The organism is Zhongshania sp. (assembly GCF_041584495.1).
Classification (GTDB): domain Bacteria; phylum Pseudomonadota; class Gammaproteobacteria; order Pseudomonadales; family Spongiibacteraceae; genus Spongiibacter.
This window is the reverse complement of the sequence record NZ_JBFHDY010000045.1, coordinates 1-21,169: the sequence shown is the minus strand read 5'-3', so window position 1 is coordinate 21,169 and position 21,169 is coordinate 1. Positions and strand designations below refer to the sequence as shown.

Annotated in this window: 22 protein-coding genes; 12 read left to right on the top strand and 10 right to left on the bottom strand. The window is 51.5% G+C overall.

All coding sequences use genetic code 11. The features are described from left to right. Window positions 1–2 precede the first annotated feature (2 nt). Entirely contained in the window at window positions 3–218 is a 216-nt protein-coding gene (locus ABYP33_RS09430; RefSeq protein ID WP_373090574.1) for a TIGR02450 family Trp-rich protein, read from the bottom strand. A 144-nt stretch (window positions 219–362) separates the two neighbouring features. Here ABYP33_RS09430 and ABYP33_RS09425 point away from each other — a divergent pair, with 144 nt between their 5' ends. Continuing rightward, the gene (locus ABYP33_RS09425; protein WP_373090573.1) at window positions 363–1,250 is read left to right on the top strand and encodes an AEC family transporter; all 888 of its coding nucleotides are present in this window, start codon (window positions 363–365) and stop codon (window positions 1,248–1,250) included. 8 nt (window positions 1,251–1,258) lie between these two features. Here the strand turns inward: ABYP33_RS09425 and ABYP33_RS09420 are convergent, their stop codons facing one another. Beyond that, entirely contained in the window at window positions 1,259–1,744 is a 486-nt protein-coding gene (locus ABYP33_RS09420; RefSeq protein WP_373090571.1) for a DUF3806 domain-containing protein, read from the bottom strand. A gap of 190 nt (window positions 1,745–1,934) precedes the next feature. Here ABYP33_RS09420 and dapA point away from each other — a divergent pair, with 190 nt between their 5' ends. The 10 genes from dapA (at window position 1,935) to hrpB (ending at window position 12,591) form a co-directional block, all read left to right on the top strand. Further along, window positions 1,935–2,813, top strand: coding sequence for a 4-hydroxy-tetrahydrodipicolinate synthase (dapA, locus tag ABYP33_RS09415; protein ID WP_373090569.1), 879 nt, complete (start codon window positions 1,935–1,937; stop codon window positions 2,811–2,813). Next, window positions 2,814–3,860 carry an outer membrane protein assembly factor BamC gene (bamC, locus tag ABYP33_RS09410; RefSeq protein WP_373090568.1) on the top strand — a complete coding sequence of 349 codons (1,047 nt, stop codon included), beginning with the start codon at window positions 2,814–2,816 and terminating at the stop codon, window positions 3,858–3,860. Next, window positions 3,860–4,618 (top strand): MBL fold metallo-hydrolase, encoded by a 759-nt coding sequence (locus ABYP33_RS09405; protein WP_373090567.1) that lies wholly within the window; start codon window positions 3,860–3,862, stop codon window positions 4,616–4,618. The genes bamC and ABYP33_RS09405 overlap by 1 nt, the downstream gene beginning before the upstream one ends. 25 nt (window positions 4,619–4,643) lie before the next feature. Beyond that, entirely contained in the window at window positions 4,644–5,363 is a 720-nt protein-coding gene (gene purC / locus ABYP33_RS09400; protein ID WP_373090566.1) for a phosphoribosylaminoimidazolesuccinocarboxamide synthase, read from the top strand. An 88-nt stretch (window positions 5,364–5,451) separates the two neighbouring features. Continuing rightward, a complete protein-coding gene (locus ABYP33_RS09395) occupies window positions 5,452–5,739 on the top strand; it encodes a hypothetical protein (RefSeq protein WP_373090565.1) in 288 nt (95 codons plus the stop codon). A gap of 194 nt (window positions 5,740–5,933) precedes the next feature. Next, window positions 5,934–8,006 (top strand): TonB-dependent receptor, encoded by a 2,073-nt coding sequence (locus ABYP33_RS09390; protein WP_373090563.1) that lies wholly within the window; start codon window positions 5,934–5,936, stop codon window positions 8,004–8,006. 293 nt (window positions 8,007–8,299) lie between these two features. Continuing rightward, entirely contained in the window at window positions 8,300–8,515 is a 216-nt protein-coding gene (locus ABYP33_RS09385; protein WP_373090561.1) for a hypothetical protein, read from the top strand. Between the two features lie 142 nt (window positions 8,516–8,657). Then, complete coding sequence (locus ABYP33_RS09380) at window positions 8,658–9,203, top strand: lipocalin family protein (RefSeq protein ID WP_373090560.1); 546 nt, start codon at window positions 8,658–8,660, stop codon at window positions 9,201–9,203. A 12-nt stretch (window positions 9,204–9,215) separates the two neighbouring features. Continuing rightward, window positions 9,216–9,929, top strand: coding sequence for a pseudouridine synthase (locus ABYP33_RS09375; protein ID WP_373090559.1), 714 nt, complete (start codon window positions 9,216–9,218; stop codon window positions 9,927–9,929). Window positions 9,930–10,056: 127 nt separating this feature from the next. Then, window positions 10,057–12,591, top strand: a complete 2,535-nt coding sequence (gene hrpB / locus ABYP33_RS09370) for an ATP-dependent helicase HrpB (protein ID WP_373090558.1) — start codon at window positions 10,057–10,059, stop codon at window positions 12,589–12,591. 57 nt (window positions 12,592–12,648) lie between these two features. Here hrpB and ABYP33_RS09365 read toward each other — a convergent pair whose 3' ends face one another. The 5 genes from ABYP33_RS09365 to ABYP33_RS09345 all read right to left on the bottom strand — a co-directional run bounded on the left by ABYP33_RS09365 (window position 12,649) and on the right by ABYP33_RS09345 (window position 16,189). Further along, a complete protein-coding gene (locus ABYP33_RS09365) occupies window positions 12,649–13,443 on the bottom strand; it encodes a putative porin (protein ID WP_373090556.1) in 795 nt (264 codons plus the stop codon). A 244-nt stretch (window positions 13,444–13,687) separates the two neighbouring features. Next, window positions 13,688–14,332, bottom strand: a complete 645-nt coding sequence (locus ABYP33_RS09360; protein WP_373090555.1) for a class II aldolase/adducin family protein — start codon at window positions 14,330–14,332, stop codon at window positions 13,688–13,690. After that, the gene (htpX, locus tag ABYP33_RS09355; RefSeq protein WP_373090554.1) at window positions 14,332–15,219 is read right to left on the bottom strand and encodes a protease HtpX; all 888 of its coding nucleotides are present in this window, start codon (window positions 15,217–15,219) and stop codon (window positions 14,332–14,334) included. The genes ABYP33_RS09360 and htpX overlap by 1 nt, the downstream gene beginning before the upstream one ends. Window positions 15,220–15,281: 62 nt before the next feature. Further along, window positions 15,282–15,626: a hypothetical protein gene (locus ABYP33_RS09350; RefSeq protein ID WP_373090553.1), complete on the bottom strand. Its 345-nt coding sequence runs from the start codon at window positions 15,624–15,626 to the stop codon at window positions 15,282–15,284. Window positions 15,627–15,703: 77 nt separating this feature from the next. Beyond that, a complete protein-coding gene (locus ABYP33_RS09345; protein WP_373090552.1) occupies window positions 15,704–16,189 on the bottom strand; it encodes a DnaJ domain-containing protein in 486 nt (161 codons plus the stop codon). A 117-nt stretch (window positions 16,190–16,306) separates the two neighbouring features. Here ABYP33_RS09345 and ABYP33_RS09340 point away from each other — a divergent pair, with 117 nt between their 5' ends. Next, the gene (locus ABYP33_RS09340; RefSeq protein WP_373090551.1) at window positions 16,307–17,248 is read left to right on the top strand and encodes a type II secretion system F family protein; all 942 of its coding nucleotides are present in this window, start codon (window positions 16,307–16,309) and stop codon (window positions 17,246–17,248) included. On the opposite strand, the gene ABYP33_RS09335 is transcribed toward ABYP33_RS09340, so the two are convergent. The 3 genes from ABYP33_RS09335 to ABYP33_RS09325 all read right to left on the bottom strand — a co-directional run. Continuing rightward, window positions 17,223–17,459, bottom strand: coding sequence for a hypothetical protein (locus ABYP33_RS09335; protein ID WP_373090549.1), 237 nt, complete (start codon window positions 17,457–17,459; stop codon window positions 17,223–17,225). The two genes, ABYP33_RS09340 and ABYP33_RS09335, sit on opposite strands and share 26 nt — an antisense overlap. A 748-nt stretch (window positions 17,460–18,207) precedes the next feature. Then, window positions 18,208–19,890: a ShlB/FhaC/HecB family hemolysin secretion/activation protein gene (locus ABYP33_RS09330; protein ID WP_373090548.1), complete on the bottom strand. Its 1,683-nt coding sequence runs from the start codon at window positions 19,888–19,890 to the stop codon at window positions 18,208–18,210. A gap of 34 nt (window positions 19,891–19,924) precedes the next feature. Beyond that, a partial coding sequence (locus tag ABYP33_RS09325) for an OmpA family protein (protein ID WP_373090547.1) occupies window positions 19,925–21,169 on the bottom strand: 1,245 nt, incomplete at its 5' end.

Genomic DNA, 21,169 nt, shown 5'->3' with positions numbered 1-21,169 from the left:
GATTACTGCCAGCCACAGAGCCACTGGTTGGCATCGCGTAATTCTCGCCACTGTAAAGTGTAGCTGCGTTTGCTCATTACCGCTTCGATCATGCAGTGGTAGAGGGTTTGGGATTCATCGAACTCGACTTCGGTAATGACGAAATGTTTGTCCTTGTTGTGCGGGCTAACGGCGGTCCATTTACTATTGAGCAGTTTCTTGGGGTTAACGGCATTCATTTTGAGAACCTAGGCAATCTGAGTTAGTAGTGTTTACGTTGTAAGGTGAGGAATGGATGCGTTGCAGCGCCTTGGAATTTGCGCGTGATGCCGTGATAATGCATTTTCCTTAGTTACACAAACTCCAGCTCTCGTCGGAATTCCATGTCTTTAGTCTCGCCTTTAGTACCGGTTGTTCTGCCGGTAATATTCTGTGCTGCCATTGGTGTGTTTTGGGTGCGCTTTAAACAGCCCTTCGACCACGAATTTGTGCGTCGAATTGTGCTGTGGATTGGCGCGCCAGCGCTGATTGTCGGTACGCTTAGTAAAACCGCTATTTCGGCCGAGTTACTGGCGCAGGTCTTGCTCGCCAGTTTTTGCATGCTGGGCTTTAGCGCCATGTTTGCCGCCGCCGTGTGCGTGTTGTTCCGGCTGAATGTGCGCGATTTCTTGATCCCGCTGATCTTTGGTAACTTCGGCAATATGGGGCTTCCGTTGTGTTTGTTTGCCTTTGGTGAAGAAGGTTTGGCGATCGGATTAGGCATTTTTTTGGTGACCACTATTTCGCACTTCTCGTTTGGCGTTGCTGTACTCAGCGGCAAGGCAATGGTGAAGGGTATGCTCAGCTCGCCGATTATCTACGCTGGGGCACTTGCCTGCATTTTGATTTTTAATCACTGGACCTTGCCGCTGTCGATACAAAATAGCTTGAGTTTACTGGGTGGCATGTCGATACCCTTGATGTTAATCACCCTTGGGGTTTCCTTGAGCAGCTTGCGTCTGCAGGGGGCCGGAAAGTCGCTGGGCTTGGGGTGTTTGCGGCTGCTGGTTGGCTTGGGTGGCGGCGTGGTGACGGTATACGTCTTGGAGCTAGAGGGTATGTTGCGCAATGTGGTATTGCTGCAATCGGCAACGCCGGCAGCGGTGTTTAATTATTTGCTGGCCATGCAGTATCGGCGGGAGCCCGATACCGTGGCGGGGATGGTGGTTAGCTCCACGCTGATTAGCTTTGTTAGCATCCCCGTTTTACTCTATTTTCTCGGTGTGCGCTGAAGGGCTTATTAGCGGACAATTATTTTCTTTTTGGCGCGGATAATTTCGCTCTCTAAGCGTTCGTAAATCGCTTTAACGTCAACATCTGCGCCCACCGCAGCGCGGCTAGAAATTTGGGTGACGGGAAATATGGCCTCGTCTTTAAAGGGGACTTCCAGCGCGCGACTGCGGCCGACGCGATCAATATATATCACCCACTTTAAATTGTGCTCTTTGCGCAGATGATCGCCTAGCACTATACCCATGGCCTGTAACAGGGCTGTTTGATCACCTTTAACCAGTTTGCGATCAAGCAGGGTTTGCATCAGCCTCAGGTCGCTGTCGCGGCCTTCGCCAAAGCTGCGGCCCAATTCAATTCGGGCAAGATCGTTGAGCTCTTTGCGGCTGTTGTCCATGTAACGCTCGTCCATGGGCGTGATTGGGTCGGTGCGCCAGGGGTCGGCAATACTCATTGGCGCCAAAATAAGCAGAAATACTATTACTAGGAAACGCATTGGCTTTTCTCCTGTCTCACATGGGCAAAACGCGGTGCATTATAGGTCTTAACGCCACCAAGACATATGTTATAGACCATGTTCACATGGATTCGTTCGAGATTCCGCCGGCTTACAGTGATTTGTCCCTTGAGCTGCGTGGCACAGGCCAGTACCATTGGCGGCTTGCACCATTTTTGGAGATACAGGCATGATTTCGGGTAGCATTGTCGCCCTAGTAACACCGATGCACAGCGATGGCAGCATAGACTGGCAGGCCTTGGCACGCTTAATCGACTGGCATGTCGAGCAGGGCACTGACGGTATTGTGGCAGTTGGCACCACCGGCGAGTCCGCAACATTGGCCATGGATGAGCATAAAATGGTGATTAAAGCCTGTGTTGACCAAGTGGCTGGGCGGATAAAAGTGATTGCCGGTACTGGCGCCAACTCCACGGCTGAAGCCATTGAGCTGACTGAAGTTGCCCGCGAAGTGGGCGCTGATGCCTGTTTGTTGGTGACGCCTTACTACAATAAGCCGACCCAAGAAGGTCTCTATCAGCACTATATGGCCATAGCCAATGCGGTGGCCATTCCCCAAATTCTCTACAATGTCCCGGGCCGTACCGCCTGTGACATGGCCAATGCCACGACTATCCGTTTGGCTGAGCACCCGAATATTATTGCAATAAAAGATGCGACGGGTGATATGGCACGGGGCAAAGCGCTTATCGATGCCGTTGGCGACAAGCTTAGTGTCTTTTCTGGCGACGATGCGACGGCTGCCGAACTGATGCTCCTTGGCGGTAAGGGTAATATTTCCGTTACCGCTAATATTGCGCCAGCTGCGGTAAAGGCGGTTTGTGTGGCGGCTATGGCTGGTGACCATGCGGAGACAGAGCGAGCAGACGCCCCCCTGCGAATTTTACATGAACGCCTGTTTGTGGAGTCAAACCCCATCCCGGTGAAGTGGGCCATGCTTGCGATGGGCCTAATGGAAGACGGTATTCGTTTACCGTTAACACTGCTTAGCGAAGCCGCTAGACCCCAGGTGGCCGAAGCCCTGAAACAATCGGGATTATTAGACTAAATGAGCGAAACTATGCATAGCACCGTATTTCGATTGATGACAGCGAGTCTCGGGTTGGTGGTATTGTCCGGCTGTATGTTTGGTGATAATGGCGCTTTTCGTGATCGCGGAGACGATTACCGTCAGGCAAAATTAAGTGCGCCACTGGAATTGCCACCTGAAATCAGTTCAGCCTCACTGGACGATAAATATGTCGTGCCCGGTTTACAAACCCACACGGTATTACCAGGTAAATTTGATGTGCCACGCCCTGAGCCACTCACTAAAAATGTGGGTACTGCTGAAGTTAAAATTCAAACTTTAGAAGGTAAGAGCTGGATATTACTCGACGGTGACCCGAATCAAGTTTGGCCGCGGATGCGCGTATTTCTTGGTCGTGCAGGTTTGAAAGTGGCGCGGGCCGATGGCGCTACTGCAACAATCGAAACCGAGTGGCGCGACCCGAATGGCGACGGCAGCACGCGTGAGCGTTTTCGCTTCCGTCTCGATCAAGGTGTGCAAAAAGGCACCAGTGAAATTCATATACTCACGCAGGTCAACGGTGGTGATGCTTGGCCAGCGGTGTCCGACTCGCTAGAGCGCGAGTCGCAGATGGTGCGGGTGGTTGCCCAGTATTTGGCCGATAGTGAGGCCGATGCGTCAGTGTCGATGTTGGCTCAGCGTAGTGATGGTAAGGGTAAAATCTTTCTTGAAGGTACGGAAGACAGTGCTGATGGCCGCTATTTACGCCTTTTGTTGCCGGAAGATCGCGCGTGGGCGGCCTTGGGGTTAGCATTGGTTAAAGCCGGGTTTGAAATAGAAGACGGCCGTCCCGAAGAGAAGAAATATTGGCTCACCTATATCGATCCCGAGGCAGAGGAGGTGGGCTGGTTTTCGCGTCTTTTCAGTGCCCGCGGTCCAGATTTGAGTCGCTATGTTGTGGAATTGCGCCCAGTTGGCGAAGGCAAGGCTGAGTCGCTGATCTTCCTGAACTACCAAAAAGGTCGCCGCCTGCGGGAAACTGAACGCGAAAATCTCCTTAAGCGCATTATGGGGTATATGTATTAGTGCGCTTCGCATCTCTGGGTAGTGGCAGTAAAGGAAACGCTACCCTGCTTGAAACTGAGCAAAGCTGTATTCTGATCGATTGCGGTTTCAGTATTAAAGAAACCGAGCGGCGTATGACGAGGTTGGGGCGCGCGCCAAGTGATTTGACCGCGATTCTTGTCACGCACGAACACAGCGACCACATTAAAGGGGTGTTGCCGCTGGCGCGTAAATACAAGGTGCCAGTGTACTGCAGTTACGGCACGGGTGAGCACGGTCAGTTACGGCTTTCGCATCACTGGCGGCATTTGGAGTTGGGCGCGGCAATCGACATTGGTGGAATCTCAGTGATGCCCGTAGCGGTTCCCCACGATGCCCGTGAGCCCTGCCAATTTGTGTTCAGTTACCGAAAAAAAACATTTGGGCTGCTCACGGATTTAGGTAGTATTACGCCCGTCGTTAGAGAGCACTATCAACGCTGTGATGCGCTTTTACTTGAGTGTAATCACGACGTGACTATGTTGGCCAATGGTCCTTATCCCTATTCCTTAAAACAGCGGGTTGGCGGTGACTGGGGCCATTTGAACAATCAGCAGGCCGCGAGTTTGCTAGAAGACGCCGAGGTTGCCCGGCTTCAACACGTGGTCATTGCCCACCTGAGTGAAAAGAACAACACGCCCGCGCTGGCGAGAATGGCGATTGAACCGATGTTGGTAAACAGTGACGCGCTGCTGTCTGCCGACCAAGAGGCTGGTTTCGACTGGCTGGATATAGCGTGATCTTTTTGTGCTAATGAGGCAAACCATGGAAAAACGCGAAGAGTTGTATTCCGGTAAGGCAAAGTCAGTATTCAAGACTGACGACCCAGACCGTTATATCCTCAATTTCAGAAATGATACCTCGGCCTTTGACGGCTTGCGGGTAGAGCAGCTGGATCGCAAAGGCATGGTGAACAATAAGTTCAATGCCTTCATTATGAATGCCTTGCAGGCGGCTGGTATCCCAACGCATTTTGAAAAGCTGTTGTCTGACAACGACGCGCTGGTTAAAAAATTGGATATGCTGCCCATAGAGTGCGTGGTGCGCAATATTGCAGCGGGTTCTATTGTAAAGCGTTTGGGCGTAGAAGAGGGTTTGGAGCTCAATCCGCCGACCTTCGAAATGTTTTTGAAGAACGACGCCCTGCATGACCCGATGATCAACGAATTTCATATTCGCTCCTTTGGCTGGGCAAACGATGCTCAGCTTGACCGCATGAAGGAATTAACCTTTAAGGTTAACGACGTGCTGCAAAAGATGTTTGCCGACGCTGGCATGCTACTGGTTGACTACAAACTGGAGTTTGGTGTGTTTAGCGATGGCGAAATCCATCTTGGCGACGAATTTTCGCCAGACGGCTGTCGCCTATGGGACAAAGACACCCGAGAAAAACTCGACAAAGATCGCTTCCGCCAAGGCCTTGGTAGTGTGGTTGAATCTTACGAATTAGTTGGTCGTCGTTTGGGTATCGATTTCGACGCTTAAATCGTCAGTGCGCGCAAGTCCTTGTTCAATCTCACTGCACTGCGTTAGCATAGCCGCTCGCTTGTTAACGCAGCATTGCTCAGCCTCCATGAAACTTAGCCTTCACCATAAACGCCTGTCACTGGCGGCACTGTTACTACTGTGCCTCAGTTGGTCGCTATGGCTGCAAGGTCATCATATTCATGTGGCTGAACACAGCCCACTCAGTGAATGTGCGGTTTGTCATTACAGTGGTGCTGCGGCCACGAGTGATCCCTTTAGTCCCCATATTCCCGCGGCTCTGCCAAGTCGTCATGACGTGGCGCTACCGCGCATTTTTCGCGCAAGCATTGTGCTGCGCCCGCCCGCTCGGGCACCTCCGGTATTTTTTGTCTAAATCGCATTACGCGAAACATCAGCTTGGCCCCTAAACCGCTTGCGTTTGTAAATCAGTGCGGGGTGCCCATGTCGGTACGGTGATTTTAAGTTGCATGTTTTCTGCGGAACAATTTGCGGTGCTATTTTGCGGAGTAAGACTGCTGAGTCTTGTGTAAATAGCCATTTAAGACCTGAGATGCGTAGGAACACACCATGAACTGGAAAATGAAAATTGCTCTGGCGGGCGTCTGTGCCCAGTCACTAAATGTATTGGCAGCAGATAACCGCCATATGGAACATGTCTTGGTGACCACCTCTATTCACAAAAACGAAGCGCAGACCGCCTTGCCTTTAACCGTGTTGAGTGGAGAGGAGCTGCGCCGGCAGGCGGCAGCGACGATTGGCGAAACCCTAAATCATTCGCCGGGGTTGAACAGTGCCAGCTTTGGGCCTGCAGTGGGGCAACCCGTTATTCGGGGGCAGCAGGGGCCGCGGGTACAGCTACTGCAAAATAGCTTGTCGAGTTTAGACGTGTCTTCTAATAGTGCCGATCATGCCGTTTCGGTTGAGCCAATACTGGCCGATAGCATTGAAATTCTGCGTGGCCCGGCGACCTTGCTGTATGGCGGCGGTGCAATTGGTGGGGTCATTAATGTATTGGATGGCCGAGTGCCCAGCAAGTCGATTGACGGTGTGAGCAGCGTGGCAGAGTTGCGCCACAGCAGTGTCGATGACGGTCGCAGCGGGGTGTTTAGGGTCGACGCCGGTGATGGCAACTGGGCGGCGCATATCGACTCATTGTACCGCGACTGGGGCTACCCAGAAATTCCAGGCTTAGCGATTAACCCACGTAACGTCGAGGACACCGATGAAAGCAGTGCGGGCTTTATTGCCAATGCCGACGGCCGCACTCGTCGCACGACTTTAGGCAGCGCCTACCATTATGAAGACGGCTACTTTGGGCTAAGTTATAGCGAGCTAGATAATGTCTATGGTATTCCCGCTGGTGTGCACCATCACCATGATGAGGGAGATGACGTGGGGCCAAGAGTAGAGGAAGAGAGTGAAGAGGGTGTTTATCTCGCGGTAAGTCAAAAGCGCTGGGATCTCGCCGGTGACCAACATTTTGATGGCGTTTTGGAGCTACTGCGCTGGCGCCTAGCGTATAGCGATTACCAACACCAAGAAATAGAAGCCAACGGTGACGTCGGCACTACATTTAATAAAGAGGCGTTGACGGGACGGCTGGAATTGGCGCATCAGACGTTTAGCTATTGGGATGGTGACTGGCATGGTGTATTCGGCGCGCAGTGGTTGGAGGCTGATTTCTCGGCGCTTGGCGAAGAATCCTTTGTGCCCGTAAACACCACTCGTCAGCTGGGTTTGTTCTGGTTAGAGGACTATCACAGTAAAAATTGGTCGTTTGAGGCGGGCTTGCGTGCGGATATGGATCGCCTTTCTACGGAGCAGGACACGATAAAAGACCACGATACCAACAGCATCAGTGCTTCATTGGCGGGCTTATATGCGTTGAATAATAGCTGGACGGCGTCATTATCGCTTTCTAGCTCGCGTCGAGCGCCGACAGCCGAGGAGCGTTTTTCAAATATCGGCAATACCGCCGGCAGCTATGTTGTGCATGGCGCCACTGGCGCCGTTGAGCTTGGTGATGAGCAATTGGACAGCGAAGAGGCACAAAATATTGACCTGAGTTTGCGTGCTGAGTATGAGATGGTCAGCGCTAAAATCATTGTGTTTTCGAACCAATTTAATGATTTTATTTATCTAGAAAATACCGGCAATGAGGTGGATGGCGTAGACGTCCTCGCGTACCGGCAACAAGACGCGATCTTTCAAGGGCTTGAGTATGAGCTTGATTGGTCGTTTTACAGCAGTGCTAATCAGACTTATCGTCTAGGTCTATTTGGTGACCGTATAAAAGGCGAACTGGATAACGGTGATAGCGCCCCTCGTCTGCCGCCGGGACATGACGGTGTGCGCCTTAATTGGCAAGCACAGAACTGGCAGGCTGATTTAAGTGTGGTTTACGCTCATGCACAGACCAAGCCAGGGGCCAATGAGCTACCTACCGCGAGTTATAAGCGCATTGATATGACCGTGTCGCGGGCCTTTGATCTTGCCGACGTGCAATACACGATAATGCTAAAAGGCCGGAACTTAGGTGACGACGACATTCGCAGTGCGAGCTCTTTTATTCGCGACTACGCCCCTGAAGCAGGCCGAGGCATTGAGCTGGCATTGCAGATGCGGTTTGGCGATAACTGAGAATGAATGGCCATTTTATTCGACAAGGGGTGTTGGTGTTAATGCGGGTTGCGAAAAAATGGCCTGACTCAGGAACATCGCGTTGGGTAGCGCGGTCATAAACTCCGAATGCAAACATTTCGATGCGAGCTATTATTGGTCGTGTGTTGTATTTAAAGCTTACTTTATAGGGAACTGCTAGGTTGAATGTCAGGCTGAAAAAAATCGCATAAGGCGATATTAATTTCAGTAGAAGTAAGTTTTTTCAGTACAGAAATCCCTAAAACTGAATCTACTCATGGAGAGTATCAAACATGAAAGCATTACTTGGAAATTTTAAATCAACGCAAAGCAGCAAACTTTTGGTTGCCTTTTTTATTGTGGCCAGCGCAATGTTCGCGATTAGCGCTTGCGAAAAAGGACCGGCTGAGAAAGCGGGCGAAAGTATCGATCAGGGTGTTGAAGACACCAAAGATGCCTACAACGAAGGTGTCGAAGAAGTGCAAGACGAAATAGACGACCACAGCTAAATTTTAGCTCGCCTATTTGACGTCGCGGCGCAGCTTATCGCGCTGTTAATCGGGCGGTGTTAGGGCGTAATTGCGCAAAGCACAACCCGATTCTTTGTCTGTGATATTCTGTGCCTCGAGAATAGCGTTGATTGGGGGGAGAATGCCTAAATTTATTTGCCTTGCCGTGTTGGCTTTTTTGGCGGCATGCACCAAATTGCCCAGTGGCGTGACGCCGGTGCACGACTTTGATAAAAACAAATATCTGGGTAAATGGTATGAAATCGCCCGTTTAGATCATCGTTTTGAGGCGGGCTTGAGCCAGGTGACGGCGGACTATAGTTTGCGCGAAGATGGCGGCATACGGGTTATCAACCGTGGCTATTCCGCGGTAGATGGTGAATGGCGTGAGGTTGAAGGGCGAGCTTATTTTATTGATGATGACTCGACGGCTCATTTAAAGGTATCGTTTTTTGGCCCGTTCTATTCATCGTATGTGGTCTTCGATCTCGGTCTTGATACGGATAAAGCGCGTTATGAAACTGCGTTTGTTAGCGGTTATAACAAGTCCTATCTCTGGCTCTTGGCCAGAACGCCAGTGGTGAGCGACGAAGTGATTAGCCGCTTTGTGAATAAGGCGCGATCACTGGGTTTTGACACCGGCAGCTTACTTTACGTCAAGCACCCAAAATCAATTGAAGAATTCTAAATTGGCCCGCATTTGTCCTCTTCTAAGTCAAGACTAGACCGCTTTATTAGCCGCCAAACTGGTATTAAGCGCGGCGATGTTCGGTCAGTTCTCGCGCAGGGGCGGGTGCTGGTAAACGGCAAAGCGGCGCGGGATATTGCCCAGCAAATCGATCAGTTCTCCCACGTTACGTTTGACGGTTGCAGCCTCCAAGCGCAACAAGCTTTGTATGTCATGCTCAATAAGCCCGCCGCAGTGGTCAGTGCGACTAAAGATGCAGAGCATACAACCGTTATAGATATCCTGCAGCGTGGTGACCGAGAGCAATTGCATATTGCCGGCCGCTTAGACTTCAATTCCACGGGCTTGCTCTTGCTGAGTAATGATGGTGATTGGTCTAGGCAGTTAAGCTTGCCGGAGCGTCAAATACTAAAGGTATATACCGTGACGCTTGCGCAGCCGTTAAATGCTGATTACGTGGCGGCTTTTGCGGCGGGTATGTACTTTAAGTATGAGAACATCACCACCCGTCCCGCGCAGTTAAGGATTGTGTCTGACTATGTGGCAGAGGTCAGCTTATGCGAGGGCCGCTATCACCAAATCAAACGCATGTTTGGGCGTTTTCAAAATGAGGTTTTAACATTGCATCGCCACCGCATTGGTAGCTTAGATTTGGATAAGAGCTTGGCCCCGGGTGAGAGCCGCGATTTAACCCGCGGTGAACTTGCTCAGATAGCTCATTACTAAGAGACGAGTCGGTTTTCACTTGCGTCTTCTGTCTCCCATCGAACGTCTCCCGCCAATCCTGCTGTAAACTGCATTATACTGCCAGGCCAGAAAAACCTGTATTCCCAGCTTGGAGTCTAAGCCGCGCATGGCTGATCTACCGATCGAAAGCCTAATCCCTGATATTCGTCTAGTCTTGGCAAATCACCACGAATTGGTTCTGGAGGCACCGCCCGGGGCTGGTAAAACCACGCGGGTGCCCTTGGCCTTGCTCAATGAGCCGTGGTTGGCTGGCCAGCGTATTTTAATACTGGAACCCCGCCGTATTGCCGCGCGGGCTGCCGCTGAGCGTATGGCCGAGGTGATCGGAGAAACAGCGGGGCAAACCGTCGGCTACCGTATGCGGATGGACAGCGCAGTGAGCAAGCACACCCGTATTGAGGTGGTCACTGAGGGCGTGCTAACAAGGATGTTGCACGACGACCCCTCGTTGGCGGGTATCGGTCTCGTTATTTTTGACGAATTTCATGAGCGTAGTCTTGATGCAGATTTGGGCCTCGCGCTCACCCTCGAGGGTCGAAGCTTGTTTGGCGAGCTGAGGGACGCCCCGCTAAAAGTGTTATTGATGTCGGCGACACTAGATGGTCAGCGTATTGCCGATTTATTTAACCGCGATGACGCGGCTCAGGCCACGGTGTTACGCAGCGAGGGCCGCCAGTATCCAGTTAGCCTGCGCTATGGCAATGCCTACCGTCATGAACAAAACAACGTTGACCGCGTTTGTGGGGCCGTGCATGAGGCCTTGCGAGATGAGACGGGCAGTATCCTCGTATTTCTACCGGGGCAGGGCGAGATTCGCCGCTGTGCGATGAGCTTGGCAAATAGCGTGGCTAAGGATGTGATTATTGCGCCACTATATGGTGATTTAAGTCTGCTTGAACAGCGCTTGGCGATCGCCGCAGCGCCGCTAGGCCAGCGCAAAGTGGTATTGGCAACTAGCATTGCGGAAAGTAGTTTGACCATTGAGGGCATCCGCGTGGTGGTGGACAGCGGTTTGGCGCGCCTGCCAGCATTTGATCCGCGCACGGGGATGACTCGCCTCACCACCAAGCGTTTGTCTAAGGCCTCGTCTCAGCAACGCGCTGGGCGGGCTGGGCGATTAAGCGCGGGCGTGTGTTACCGCTTGTGGAGTGAATCGCAGCAAGCCGAGTTGGCGGCTTACAATGAGCCAGAAATTTTACAGGCGGATCTAAGCGCCTTTGCGCTCCAGCTACTGCGTTGGGGTGTTACTGACCCGAGTCAATTAACGTGGTTAGATTCGCCGCCAGTCGCGGCTTTTCAGCAGGCACTGGATTTGTTGTTGGCCCTAGGCGCGCTGCGTCGCGACGAGAATCGTCTGCAAATTACCACGCATGGCGAAGCGATGGCGAGCTTGCCGGTACACCCGCGTTTAGCGCATATGTTGTTAAAGGGCGGTGAATTTGGTGCCGCGCCGCTAGCCTGTGCAATTGCTGCACTGCTCAGTGAACGAGATTTTGGTCCCCGCGACAGTGCCGACATTCAATCACGCCTTGCCGTGCTACTCGGGGAGCAGCGTGCGGATCGTCAGCAACAAGGTATTGTTGCTCGCCTGAAAAAACAACAGCAGCAATACATGCGAATCTTAACGCAAAGTACCGACATCAAGGGCGGCGCCAAGGGTATTGATGCTGGCGTATTACTCGCTTATGCCTATCCAGATCGTATTGCCAAACAGCGTCGCGAGCGTGGCCGCGATTATGTGCTGAGCAATGGTCGCGCCGCGAGCTTAAACGAGGCCGATGCCTTGAATGCGTCGCCTTGGTTGGTCGTGGCGAGCTTGGGGGGCACGGCGGGGGGGCGCAGTGATTTTATTCAGCTCGCGTCGTCGCTGAATCCTGCGCATTTTGGTGGGCTGCTGGTGAACCAGGTAAAAACCTTTGAGCAAGCGGATTGGAACGACGACAAAGGCCGCTTTATTGCCGAGCGTAGTGACCTGGTTGGCAGCTTGGTATGGCGGCGGCAGATTTTGAATACGATTTCTGCCGACCAAAAGATTAGCGCCTTGCTTACTTTTGTACAGCGCCGGGGTTTGGCGGTATTTGATTGGCCTGAGTCGCTCGTCCAGTGGCGGGCAAGGCTAATGCTGGCGGCTAAATTAGATTGTCAGCCCGGTAACTGGCCTGACTTAAGCGATGAGGCGCTAATGAATACGCTTGCAGATTGGCTTGCACCGTATTTGGATGGCGTCAATTCATTGCATGATTTTAAGCGTTTAAATTTGGGTGATATTCTCGCTACAAGCCTAGACTGGCCCCAACGGCAAGCTTTGGATACGTTGTTTCCCGAGCGCTTTGCGGTGCCATCGGGTTCACATATCAAAATTGATTACAGCCAAACGCCGCCGGTACTGGCGGTAAAACTGCAAGAAATGTTCGGCTGCACGGTAAGCCCCGCCGTGGGCAATGGACGTCAGCCCTTGCTCTTACATCTTTTGTCGCCAGCGCGGCGCCCCCTGCAAGTAACGCAAGATTTGGCGGGCTTTTGGCAGGGCAGTTATCACGATGTAAAAAAAGAAATGAAGGGCCGATATCCGAAGCACCCCTGGCCAGAAAATCCTTTAGAAAGCCTGCCCACTGCGCGGCTTAAACCGCGCGGGACCTGATATAAAAAAACCGCCGGTTTAGCGGCGGTTTTCAGGGTAGTGACAAGTGATTTTAAATTAGAAGCGCATAGCGGCGCCAAACATGATGCCGTCTGAATCGACGTCGATATTATTAAACTCGGTGCTGGAGTCAAAGATCGACAGGCTAAGCTCAACTTGCTCACTGGGGAAGAAACTCGCATCAATGCCAACTGTGTCGCGAGTTACATCACCGACGTCAGCAATGCCAGCGTTCAAGCCAACACCGAACATGGTGTTGAAGTAATAAGTACCGCCTACCGCAATTTGGTAGCCGCTATCGTCGTCAGTGTCGATATAGCCAACAGCCACGTCAAAGGCAACTGAAGCACCTTGGTTCAGTGGGTTTACACCGTGGAAGGTAACGTCGAGGTAATCTATGTCGGCGTTATTGTCATCTTCAGTGGTATAGCTTACTACCACGTCGGTATTGTCGTTTAAGTAGCTACCCACACCAACGCGGATCGTGTCGGTGTCTGAATTACCATCGTCTTCTGTTGTCCAGTCGGCTTCAATAATGACGTTGGTTGCGGTAACAAAGCGGCCGCCGATACTAGTCGTTTCTTCTTCGTCAGCATTTGCAACGTCGTCTTCTTCGCTGACGAAAATAAAGCTGATGAATGAGGATTTGTCGAGAAAGCTGGCTTCGGCCAGCGGGCCTTTGCTGGTATCTACTTTGTCGAAATGAAATTCACCACCGATACCAAAACCGTCGTAGTCGGTGTCGGCAACTTCTCCTTGAGTATAAACAGCACCAAGCTCAAATTGATAGTCCGCATAGGCATGGCTGGTTGCCACAATCGCAATGGCGCTGGCTAATAGAGTCTTTTTCATTGTTTACATCCCCGTTATGAACAGTTGTCAGCCAATGTAGTCTTGGCTAATGACAGGCTCTTTATGATTATGTGACTTTTTTAAGTGCGCATATTTGCACCAATATCGATCTTAATTATATTTTTGGTCGATATTGGTGCAATGGAGGTTAGCACAGGGTTTTTGAATTGAATACCGCGGAGAGCTTGAATTTTGGAGGTAAAATTCACAGTGTAACTAGGTGGGAAAGGGCCGTGCTTTAGGCTTAATTTTGTTGGCCGTAATCGGCGTAACGGCTTAACACGTCGGCCATTTCTGCCTCATTGAGAATCACCGGTTCACCGCCCTGTAGGCTTAAATAGTAGTTGGCGGCTAACTCTTCAATGTCTTTCGCCAATGCCAGTGCCCGCAGTGGATCTGCGGCATAGGTAATTTGGCCATGATTGGCCATGAGGCAGGCGCGGCGCTGTTGCAGTGCGGCGCTAACGTAATCTGATAATTCCTGGGTGCCGTAGGCCGCGTATTGAGCGCAGGGGATCGAGTCACCGCCCGCGATAGCAACCATGTAATGAAATGCGGGGATCGCGCGGCGTTGACACGCCAGCACGGTGGCGTAGCGGGAGTGGCAGTGGACAATGCCACCCGCGTCCGGGTGGTCGAGATAAACCTGCCAGTGCATACGCCATTCGCTTGAGGGCTTGCGCTGATTCTTGGGAATGTCACCATCACTGTCGATATAGACCAAATCGCCGGGGCGAGTATTGCCTGCCAACTGGCCACTGGCGGAGATTAGCATGCCGCCGTCAGCGGTGCGTACCGAGGCGTTGCCGCTGGCGCCGGGGCTTAGGTTGCTATTGCTCATGCCATGTAGCGCGGCAACCAGTTGCGAGCGCTCTACGGTAAAGGCCATTACAGACCATTCCGTAGGGCTTGAATGCGTTTTTCGAGTGGTGGGTGTGAGCTGAATAGCGCGGCCAAATCCGATTTGGTCTGGCTGCTAATACCAAAGGCGCTCATTTCGCCGGGTAGGTCTGTGGGCAAGCCTTGTTGAGCTTGCAAGCGCTGCAGCGCGGCGATCATGTCCTGACGGCTGGCAAGGCTGGCGCCCGCGGCGTCGGCGCGAAATTCCCGCCACCGTGAAAACCACATCACAATAGTCGATGCCAAAATGCCCAAGACCATTTCGGCGACAAACGTGGTGACATAAAACGCAATGCCGTGACCACGCTCGGTTTTAAAGACCGTGCGATCTACGGTGTGGCCAATAATTCGAGCAAAAAACATCACAAAGGTGTTCACTACACCTTGAATAAGGGTCAAGGTAATCATATCGCCATTGGCGACGTGCCCAATCTCGTGGGCGAGTACCGCGCGCACTTCATTGCGGCGCATTTGCCGCAGCAGGCCTTCTGATACGGCAACGAGCGCTGCATTGCGGTTCCAGCCGGTGGCAAAGGCATTGGCCGATGGCGATGGGAATATCGCGACCTCCGGCATGCCGATACCGGCCTTTTGCGCAAGTTCAGCAACTGTTTCGAGTAACCAGCGCTCTTCGCTGGTACTGGGTGTGGTGATGACCTGGGCATGCGTGGCGCGTTTGGCCATCCATTTGGAGATAAGCAGGGAGATCAGTGACCCACTCATGCCAAAAACTGCGCAGAACACCAGCAGCGAGCTGAGGTTAAGATCAACGCCGTTGCTGGCCATAATACTTTCTACGCCGAGTAGGCTCAGGGTAATACTCGCAACGAAAACAACCGCCAAGTTGGTGGCAAGAAATAACAGAATTCGCATCATAACGCAGACTTCCAATGTTTAAGGGCAGAACTTAGATGGTGGTTAATTCGTTCAGTTTCAAGTCATGCACCCAAAATATCACCTTCGTTCGGCGCAATATCGTTACTTGCCGGCGTGGCCGAGTCATTTTGTGCTGTCGCGGCTGTTTTGTCATCAAATAGTGAGGGCGTGTCGCTCAGGATCGGCGGCCCCGGTTTAACGATAGGTTGATTATTGTCATCAAGTTTGCAGGCTAAAGCTTGGGCGCGCAGGTGGATATCTTTACTGCTTTGCTCAAAAATAACATTTGCCACCTCGTCGTTGTGGGCGGTTCGGAATAGCAGGCGCTTATCGCGCCCATCTAACCACTGCTGCTGTTTACCGAGGTAGTGTCCGTGCTGGTTTTGGATGACAAAAATAGTCGCCATTGAATTCCTTGTTTGGATAAGCGGTGGTCGAAGCGGAGCGAATTTTAGCGCGTTTGCGTGAGCAATTGAATCGCGTTTCAGCTGCCGCGTTTGCCCAGCAGTACATCTTTGGCATCGTTTATTTGACTGGCGAGAAAGTCATTGCCGCCGCGATCAGGATGGAATTTTTGCATTAAGTGACGATGCGCGGTGATGATTTCCTCGTCACTGGCCCCGGGTTTAAGGCCGAGCACATGGAGGGCCTGCTGTTGACCCATACTGCTACTTGGGCGTTGCGGAGGGGGCTGTTCATCTTGCGCGCTGCTCTTAGTTGTGCCGCTGATCCGATGGTATATATGCTTAAGAATATACTGGCGGACAAAGGGCAGGGCGCCGCCAACGAGGCCCGCAATCCAATGAACTCTGCCAGTTACTGACAGCAGTACCAGCGCAGCCGCGCCTAAACCAATAATTAGGCTGGTATAGTAGCCTCGGCGCTCATTGGCAGGTTTGGCTTGTACGGTTTTTACAAAACGATACAGGCCGTAGAGAACAAACACTGCAAAAAGTAAACGAATGATCATGCTAAGTCCTTAAGGGGTGTAATTGCCTGTGCAGGCGGCTACCCGTGAATTAAGCTGTGCTAAAGTATAAAGCCTTGTGGGCGATAGACCCACCAATAGTATTCAATGGATTTGTTCATGGTTTCAGGATCTAGCCCCGCGCAACGTTTTGTCTTATTTCAAGCACTCTATCAAGCCAGCCAATCTGGCGAAAACAATTGGGATCAGGTTGTCGCCTTATTGAGCAAAGGGCAGCGCGCTGCTCAGCGGGCACAATTAGATGAACTTGCTGATCAGTTTGCCAGTGGCCAGCGCATTGTATTGGACGAACTCCGCGAGGGCGGCATGTTCACCCCGTGGGAGCTGCAATTTATGCGACTGGGTTTGGCGGTGGGCAATTTAGCAAAAATCTATTTGCGCCTTGCTGAACACTATCGCTTGCAAAGCGAGTTTAGGCGTAATCTGCGACGTCATTTGTGGGGGCCGGTTTTGGTGTTGGTGGTTTGTGCCTTGGGCCTGCCGTTGATGGTGCTGAGCGGGGGCTTTATAAGCATGCCGCAGGCGGTAGGGCTGGCGATGGCCGGCTTATTGCCGTTAGGCGCAGCCTATGGACTTTGGCAAGTGGCGCAGTATTCAGCGTGGTTTAGGCGCGTCTGTCTCGGTGTGGCCTATCGTTTGCCGGGATTAGGTTCCGCGCTAACGCAATACCAAAATTACCATTATATGAATCATTTGGCTGATTGTATCAGCGCTGACTTTTCACTCCCCCAGGCTTTAAAGCAAGCCGCACGGCGTTTACCCGACGCGCCAGTGAATAGCCGCTATTTTAAGTTGGCGAGTGAAGTTGAGGCCGGGGGGCGATTTTCGAGTGCTTTGCTAAGCAGCGGGATTCTGGAGGGTGTGGCTATGCCTCCAGTGTCAGAAATGCGAGACGCAAAACAAGTGCCGGCCCTATTGGGCCTGGCGATTCATCGAGCGTGTGAGGAACAATTGTTGTTTTGGGCGGGATGGTTGCCTTGGCTGTTGCTGGGCATGTTACCGTTTATAGTCGTGCTTAATGCATGGTTTCTCGGGCAGTAAGTTGCTCGAGTTCCTTTATGTAGTGACGACGACAGGATAATTCTCGCTCAATTGCAAAACGCTCAGATTTGTCCTGCCATTCGGCGTTCTTTAATAGTTCCCACAATTTGCGGCTACACAGATTTTTAACATTCACTTCTTGATTCTGTTTGTTCATTGTCTTTCTCCATTGCGCTTCTGCGCCTTCTTCCATTGCCAAACGCTGTTTCATTTATTGTCTTGCTGTCGGTGACTATCGCCGCTTGCGATGACAAATGTATGACAGCATTCTGTGTTCGACACTATTTTTGCGATTTATGCCGCTTAGAATTTAAGCGACGCCAAATAACATGGCGTATTATTTTCGGTACAAACAATGTCGGGTCTTGCCGATTTGGCCAAATACACGCTGGCCATTGATTTGTTCTCAGTATGCAGCTAGGTGTTTTGCTGCTAACTGCTTTTCCGTGCGTGGGTGTTTACTACGCGGTAAAAGCTAATCCTGATGCGACTAATCTCAACTATTGATCGGACACCTTGAAGCTAGCAAAGTTCGCGCCAGTAAGCAAATATTAAATGTGTATCCTAGTGATATATCGCCTAGTTTTGAGGGGACGGGTTCAAAACCCTCTTGAATTGGGGCTTTGCGAGGATTTTGGTCCTAATTGGCAATATGTAAGCAGGCTGTTTTTATTGAGTAGTATTGAGTCTCTGTCGCGCTTAGCGTTGTATCAAATTAGTGCGCGCTCGTGAATCGTGCCGCGTTGTGAAAACGGCCTGTTAATGTTAATTCGGGTATCTCGGTTCGGGGGCTAATAAAAAAAGGTGAGATCAATATTTGCAATACGGCACTCGATGTTTCGCAGCGGCTACCTTGCGAACGCGCATTTTTAGTTTGGGAGTTTAAGTATGGTAATGTTTTTCTAGGGCCAAAATACAATGGGCACGCTGGCGCGTGCCCATTGTCAGTGGTTTGTGATTTAGAAAGTAAGGCGGATGCGCCAGTAGAAATCGGCTTCTAGGGCGTTTAAACGCTGCTCGTCCATAACGTCGTCGTAAATCGGTACCGCAGTGATAAGCTCTGTATAGAGGCTTTCACCGTAGCTGAGGCTGAGGCTGAGGCCTGCATCGGCTATGCTGTCGTCATTTTTTTGCGCAGACGAGGTGTTTTTGTACCAGCTACCGGCGTATTCGCTAAAGATTCCGGGTGTTAATTCAAATTGATCAAATTTGTATCTGCGTTTGATTTTTGCAGTGAGCAGATAACCCTCATCACCCACTAATACGCCTGGCAGGTAGGCGCTGAGGCTGTCCATGCCACCCAGCACAAATTGCTGCTGCTGTGGCAATTGCTCGTTGGTGAATTGGCCGCTGGCATTGAGTTGCAACGACATGTCACTGAATAACCGAGTTTGGTAGCTTGCGCTTGGCAGCAAGGTAAAGAAATCAGCGCTGCGGGCAGCGGGGGCGACTTCAGGCACAACTGAGTTTGGGTTTGCGGCGATATACCGCGCTTTAAATGATTCGTAGTCCTCAAGTGTGCCGCTACCGCCTAAACCTACGCGTGCGTTCAGTGCTAAATTAAGCTGCGATGCGGTTGTAATTTGTGAGTCGTATTGGGTTCTGGAGTATTCCCCGCCAATTTCTAAGGCTTGATATTTTTCTTCCAGTAGTTTTTCGTTCTGACCTGTACGGTGAACCTTGGAGTCAATGTGCTGCAGCTTTTCTTTCAGAACAAATTGGTTTCTCGTGGTGCTATAGAGTATTTGTTGTCCGTGAATACTGGCTTGCAGTATTTCTGCTTCGAGATCAATTTTGCTGGTGGTGCTTGTACTTGTGCCCGGCAATAGGCAGGGGGCCCCGAGTAGGCAGGAAGCGCTGTTGTTCTGCTCTGTACTTGGGCTGCGCTCATACTCTACATAGCTGAGCTCAACACCATAAAGTCCGCTAACAAACGGGTGGTCTATACCGAGGCTGAATTGATCAAGGTTTTCGCCGTCTCTGGATTCGCCCAAATCGGCGAAAGCCGTCTGATAGGCCACCGACAATTGGGTGCCGGTTTGAAAACGGTGGTTAATTCCCGCTAAACCAAAATACCGGCCAAGGAAGCGATTGCCTTTGTTGTTAGCTTCTAAAATGTAGTCAGTGGCGTCGTAATCCTCGACCGCTTTTTGATTAAACACCATGACGAGATCGTTGTTACTTTGCTCTTCGTAGGACACGCTATAGTGGTAACCCGCGCGTTTGGCTTGTAAGTCGGCGATAACTCGAGCACTGTAAAATTCTTCCATTGTAAGATCGCTGTCGCCCACTAAATTAGTAAAGTGGTCGGTGACTTGGCTTGCGCCGCGTAGTTCGGTTAGACGCAGCTGATTGACATAGACATATATGGCGTCCAAGCCGCGGTAGTAGTGAATTTTCATTAGCAGGTGACCTGCTTCGTAATAGCGATTAGACAGCCGAATAATCGCATCCGATGGCGTTTTGGATGATTCGATCAATTGGACAATTTCGACGTTGCCGAGGTAGGTATCGCCGAATACGTTCAGTTGAATGTCGTTTATATTTGCTGTGATTGCACTCGCTGGGCTGCTAGCGTAATTTTTTACTTGTACTTCCGTTGCTTGTACCGGTGGTAATGTTGGTGGCAAATCTATCGCCATTGTGTATCTCCCCGAAAGATAATTGTGTAAAAAATTATTTGATTATTGTGAAGTCAACGCGACGATTTAGTTCGGCTTGCTCCTTGTCTTCAATCTTTGCAATTAAAGACTGGTGGCCACGGCCAACTATTGTTATGCGATTAGCGTCTATGCCATGGTCAATAAGGTAATCCTTTACATTACTCGCACGTCGCTGGGATAAGCGCAGATTGTAATCTTGCTTGCCAAAGTGGTCAGTGTGGCCATTAATTTCGATTGTTTTATATTCGGATCGTTGTAACAAGGATATGGCTTCGTCAAGCGTCGCCTTTGCCTTTGGGCTAAGGCTGTCATCGTCAAAGCTAAAGTTAACGCCTTTGAGGCGAGCAGGCTCGATGTTGCCGAGATCGCAACCATCTTCTAGAACAAGACTCGTCTTGGGTGTATTTTCACAGCGGTCTTTTTGGTCGCATACGCCATCTGCATCCTGGTCGACACATTGCTCGCCGGTCGCTGTGGTCGCGATGGCTAAGTCCAGCGCGCTTTGAGTAAATCCTGCTTGTTCTTGACGAGCAACGACATTGAATTCACCCGAGGCGCCATCGTCAATACTGTCGTTGTCTGAGTCGTTTGGACTTGGATTACTGCTCGCTGAATTTGCATTGCGGTTGCCGAGTAAATTATTGACCACACCGTCACCGTCGTCAGTGTTGGCGTCGGAATTAGTGAGGGCATCAGACACACTGCCACCAGTGAGTTCGCGAACTATGGCGTCGACCGGAGTAATGATGGGCTCAGCGCTTGTGATGATGGGCTCGGTGACTGGCGCGAGAGCGTCGAGTAAAGGTACGCCAACTTCGCTATCAGCGACTGGGTCGAGACCGGTATCTACTGCATCAATGACTGGTGCAAGAGCTTCACCTAGCGGCACGGTGATGGGCGCTAATGGTGAGCCATCGCTAGGGGCAGGGGCCGGAGCTGGGGCGGCGCTGCCACCACCGAGTAGGTCATTCACCAAGCCATCGCCATCCGCCGTATTGGCGTCGGAATTAGTGAGGGCGTCAGATACGCTGCCACCAGTGAGTTCGCGAACTATGGCGTCGACCGGAGTAATGATGGGCTCAGCGCTTGTGATGATGGGCTCGGTGACTGGCGCGAGAGCGTCGAGTAAAGGCACGCCAACTTCGCTGTCTACGATGTCGGTGACCGGATCAAGACCGCTATCCACCGCGTCGATCACGGGGGCCAAGGCTTCGCCAAGGGGCACTGTAACGGCTGCCAAAGGCGAGCCGCTGCTTGG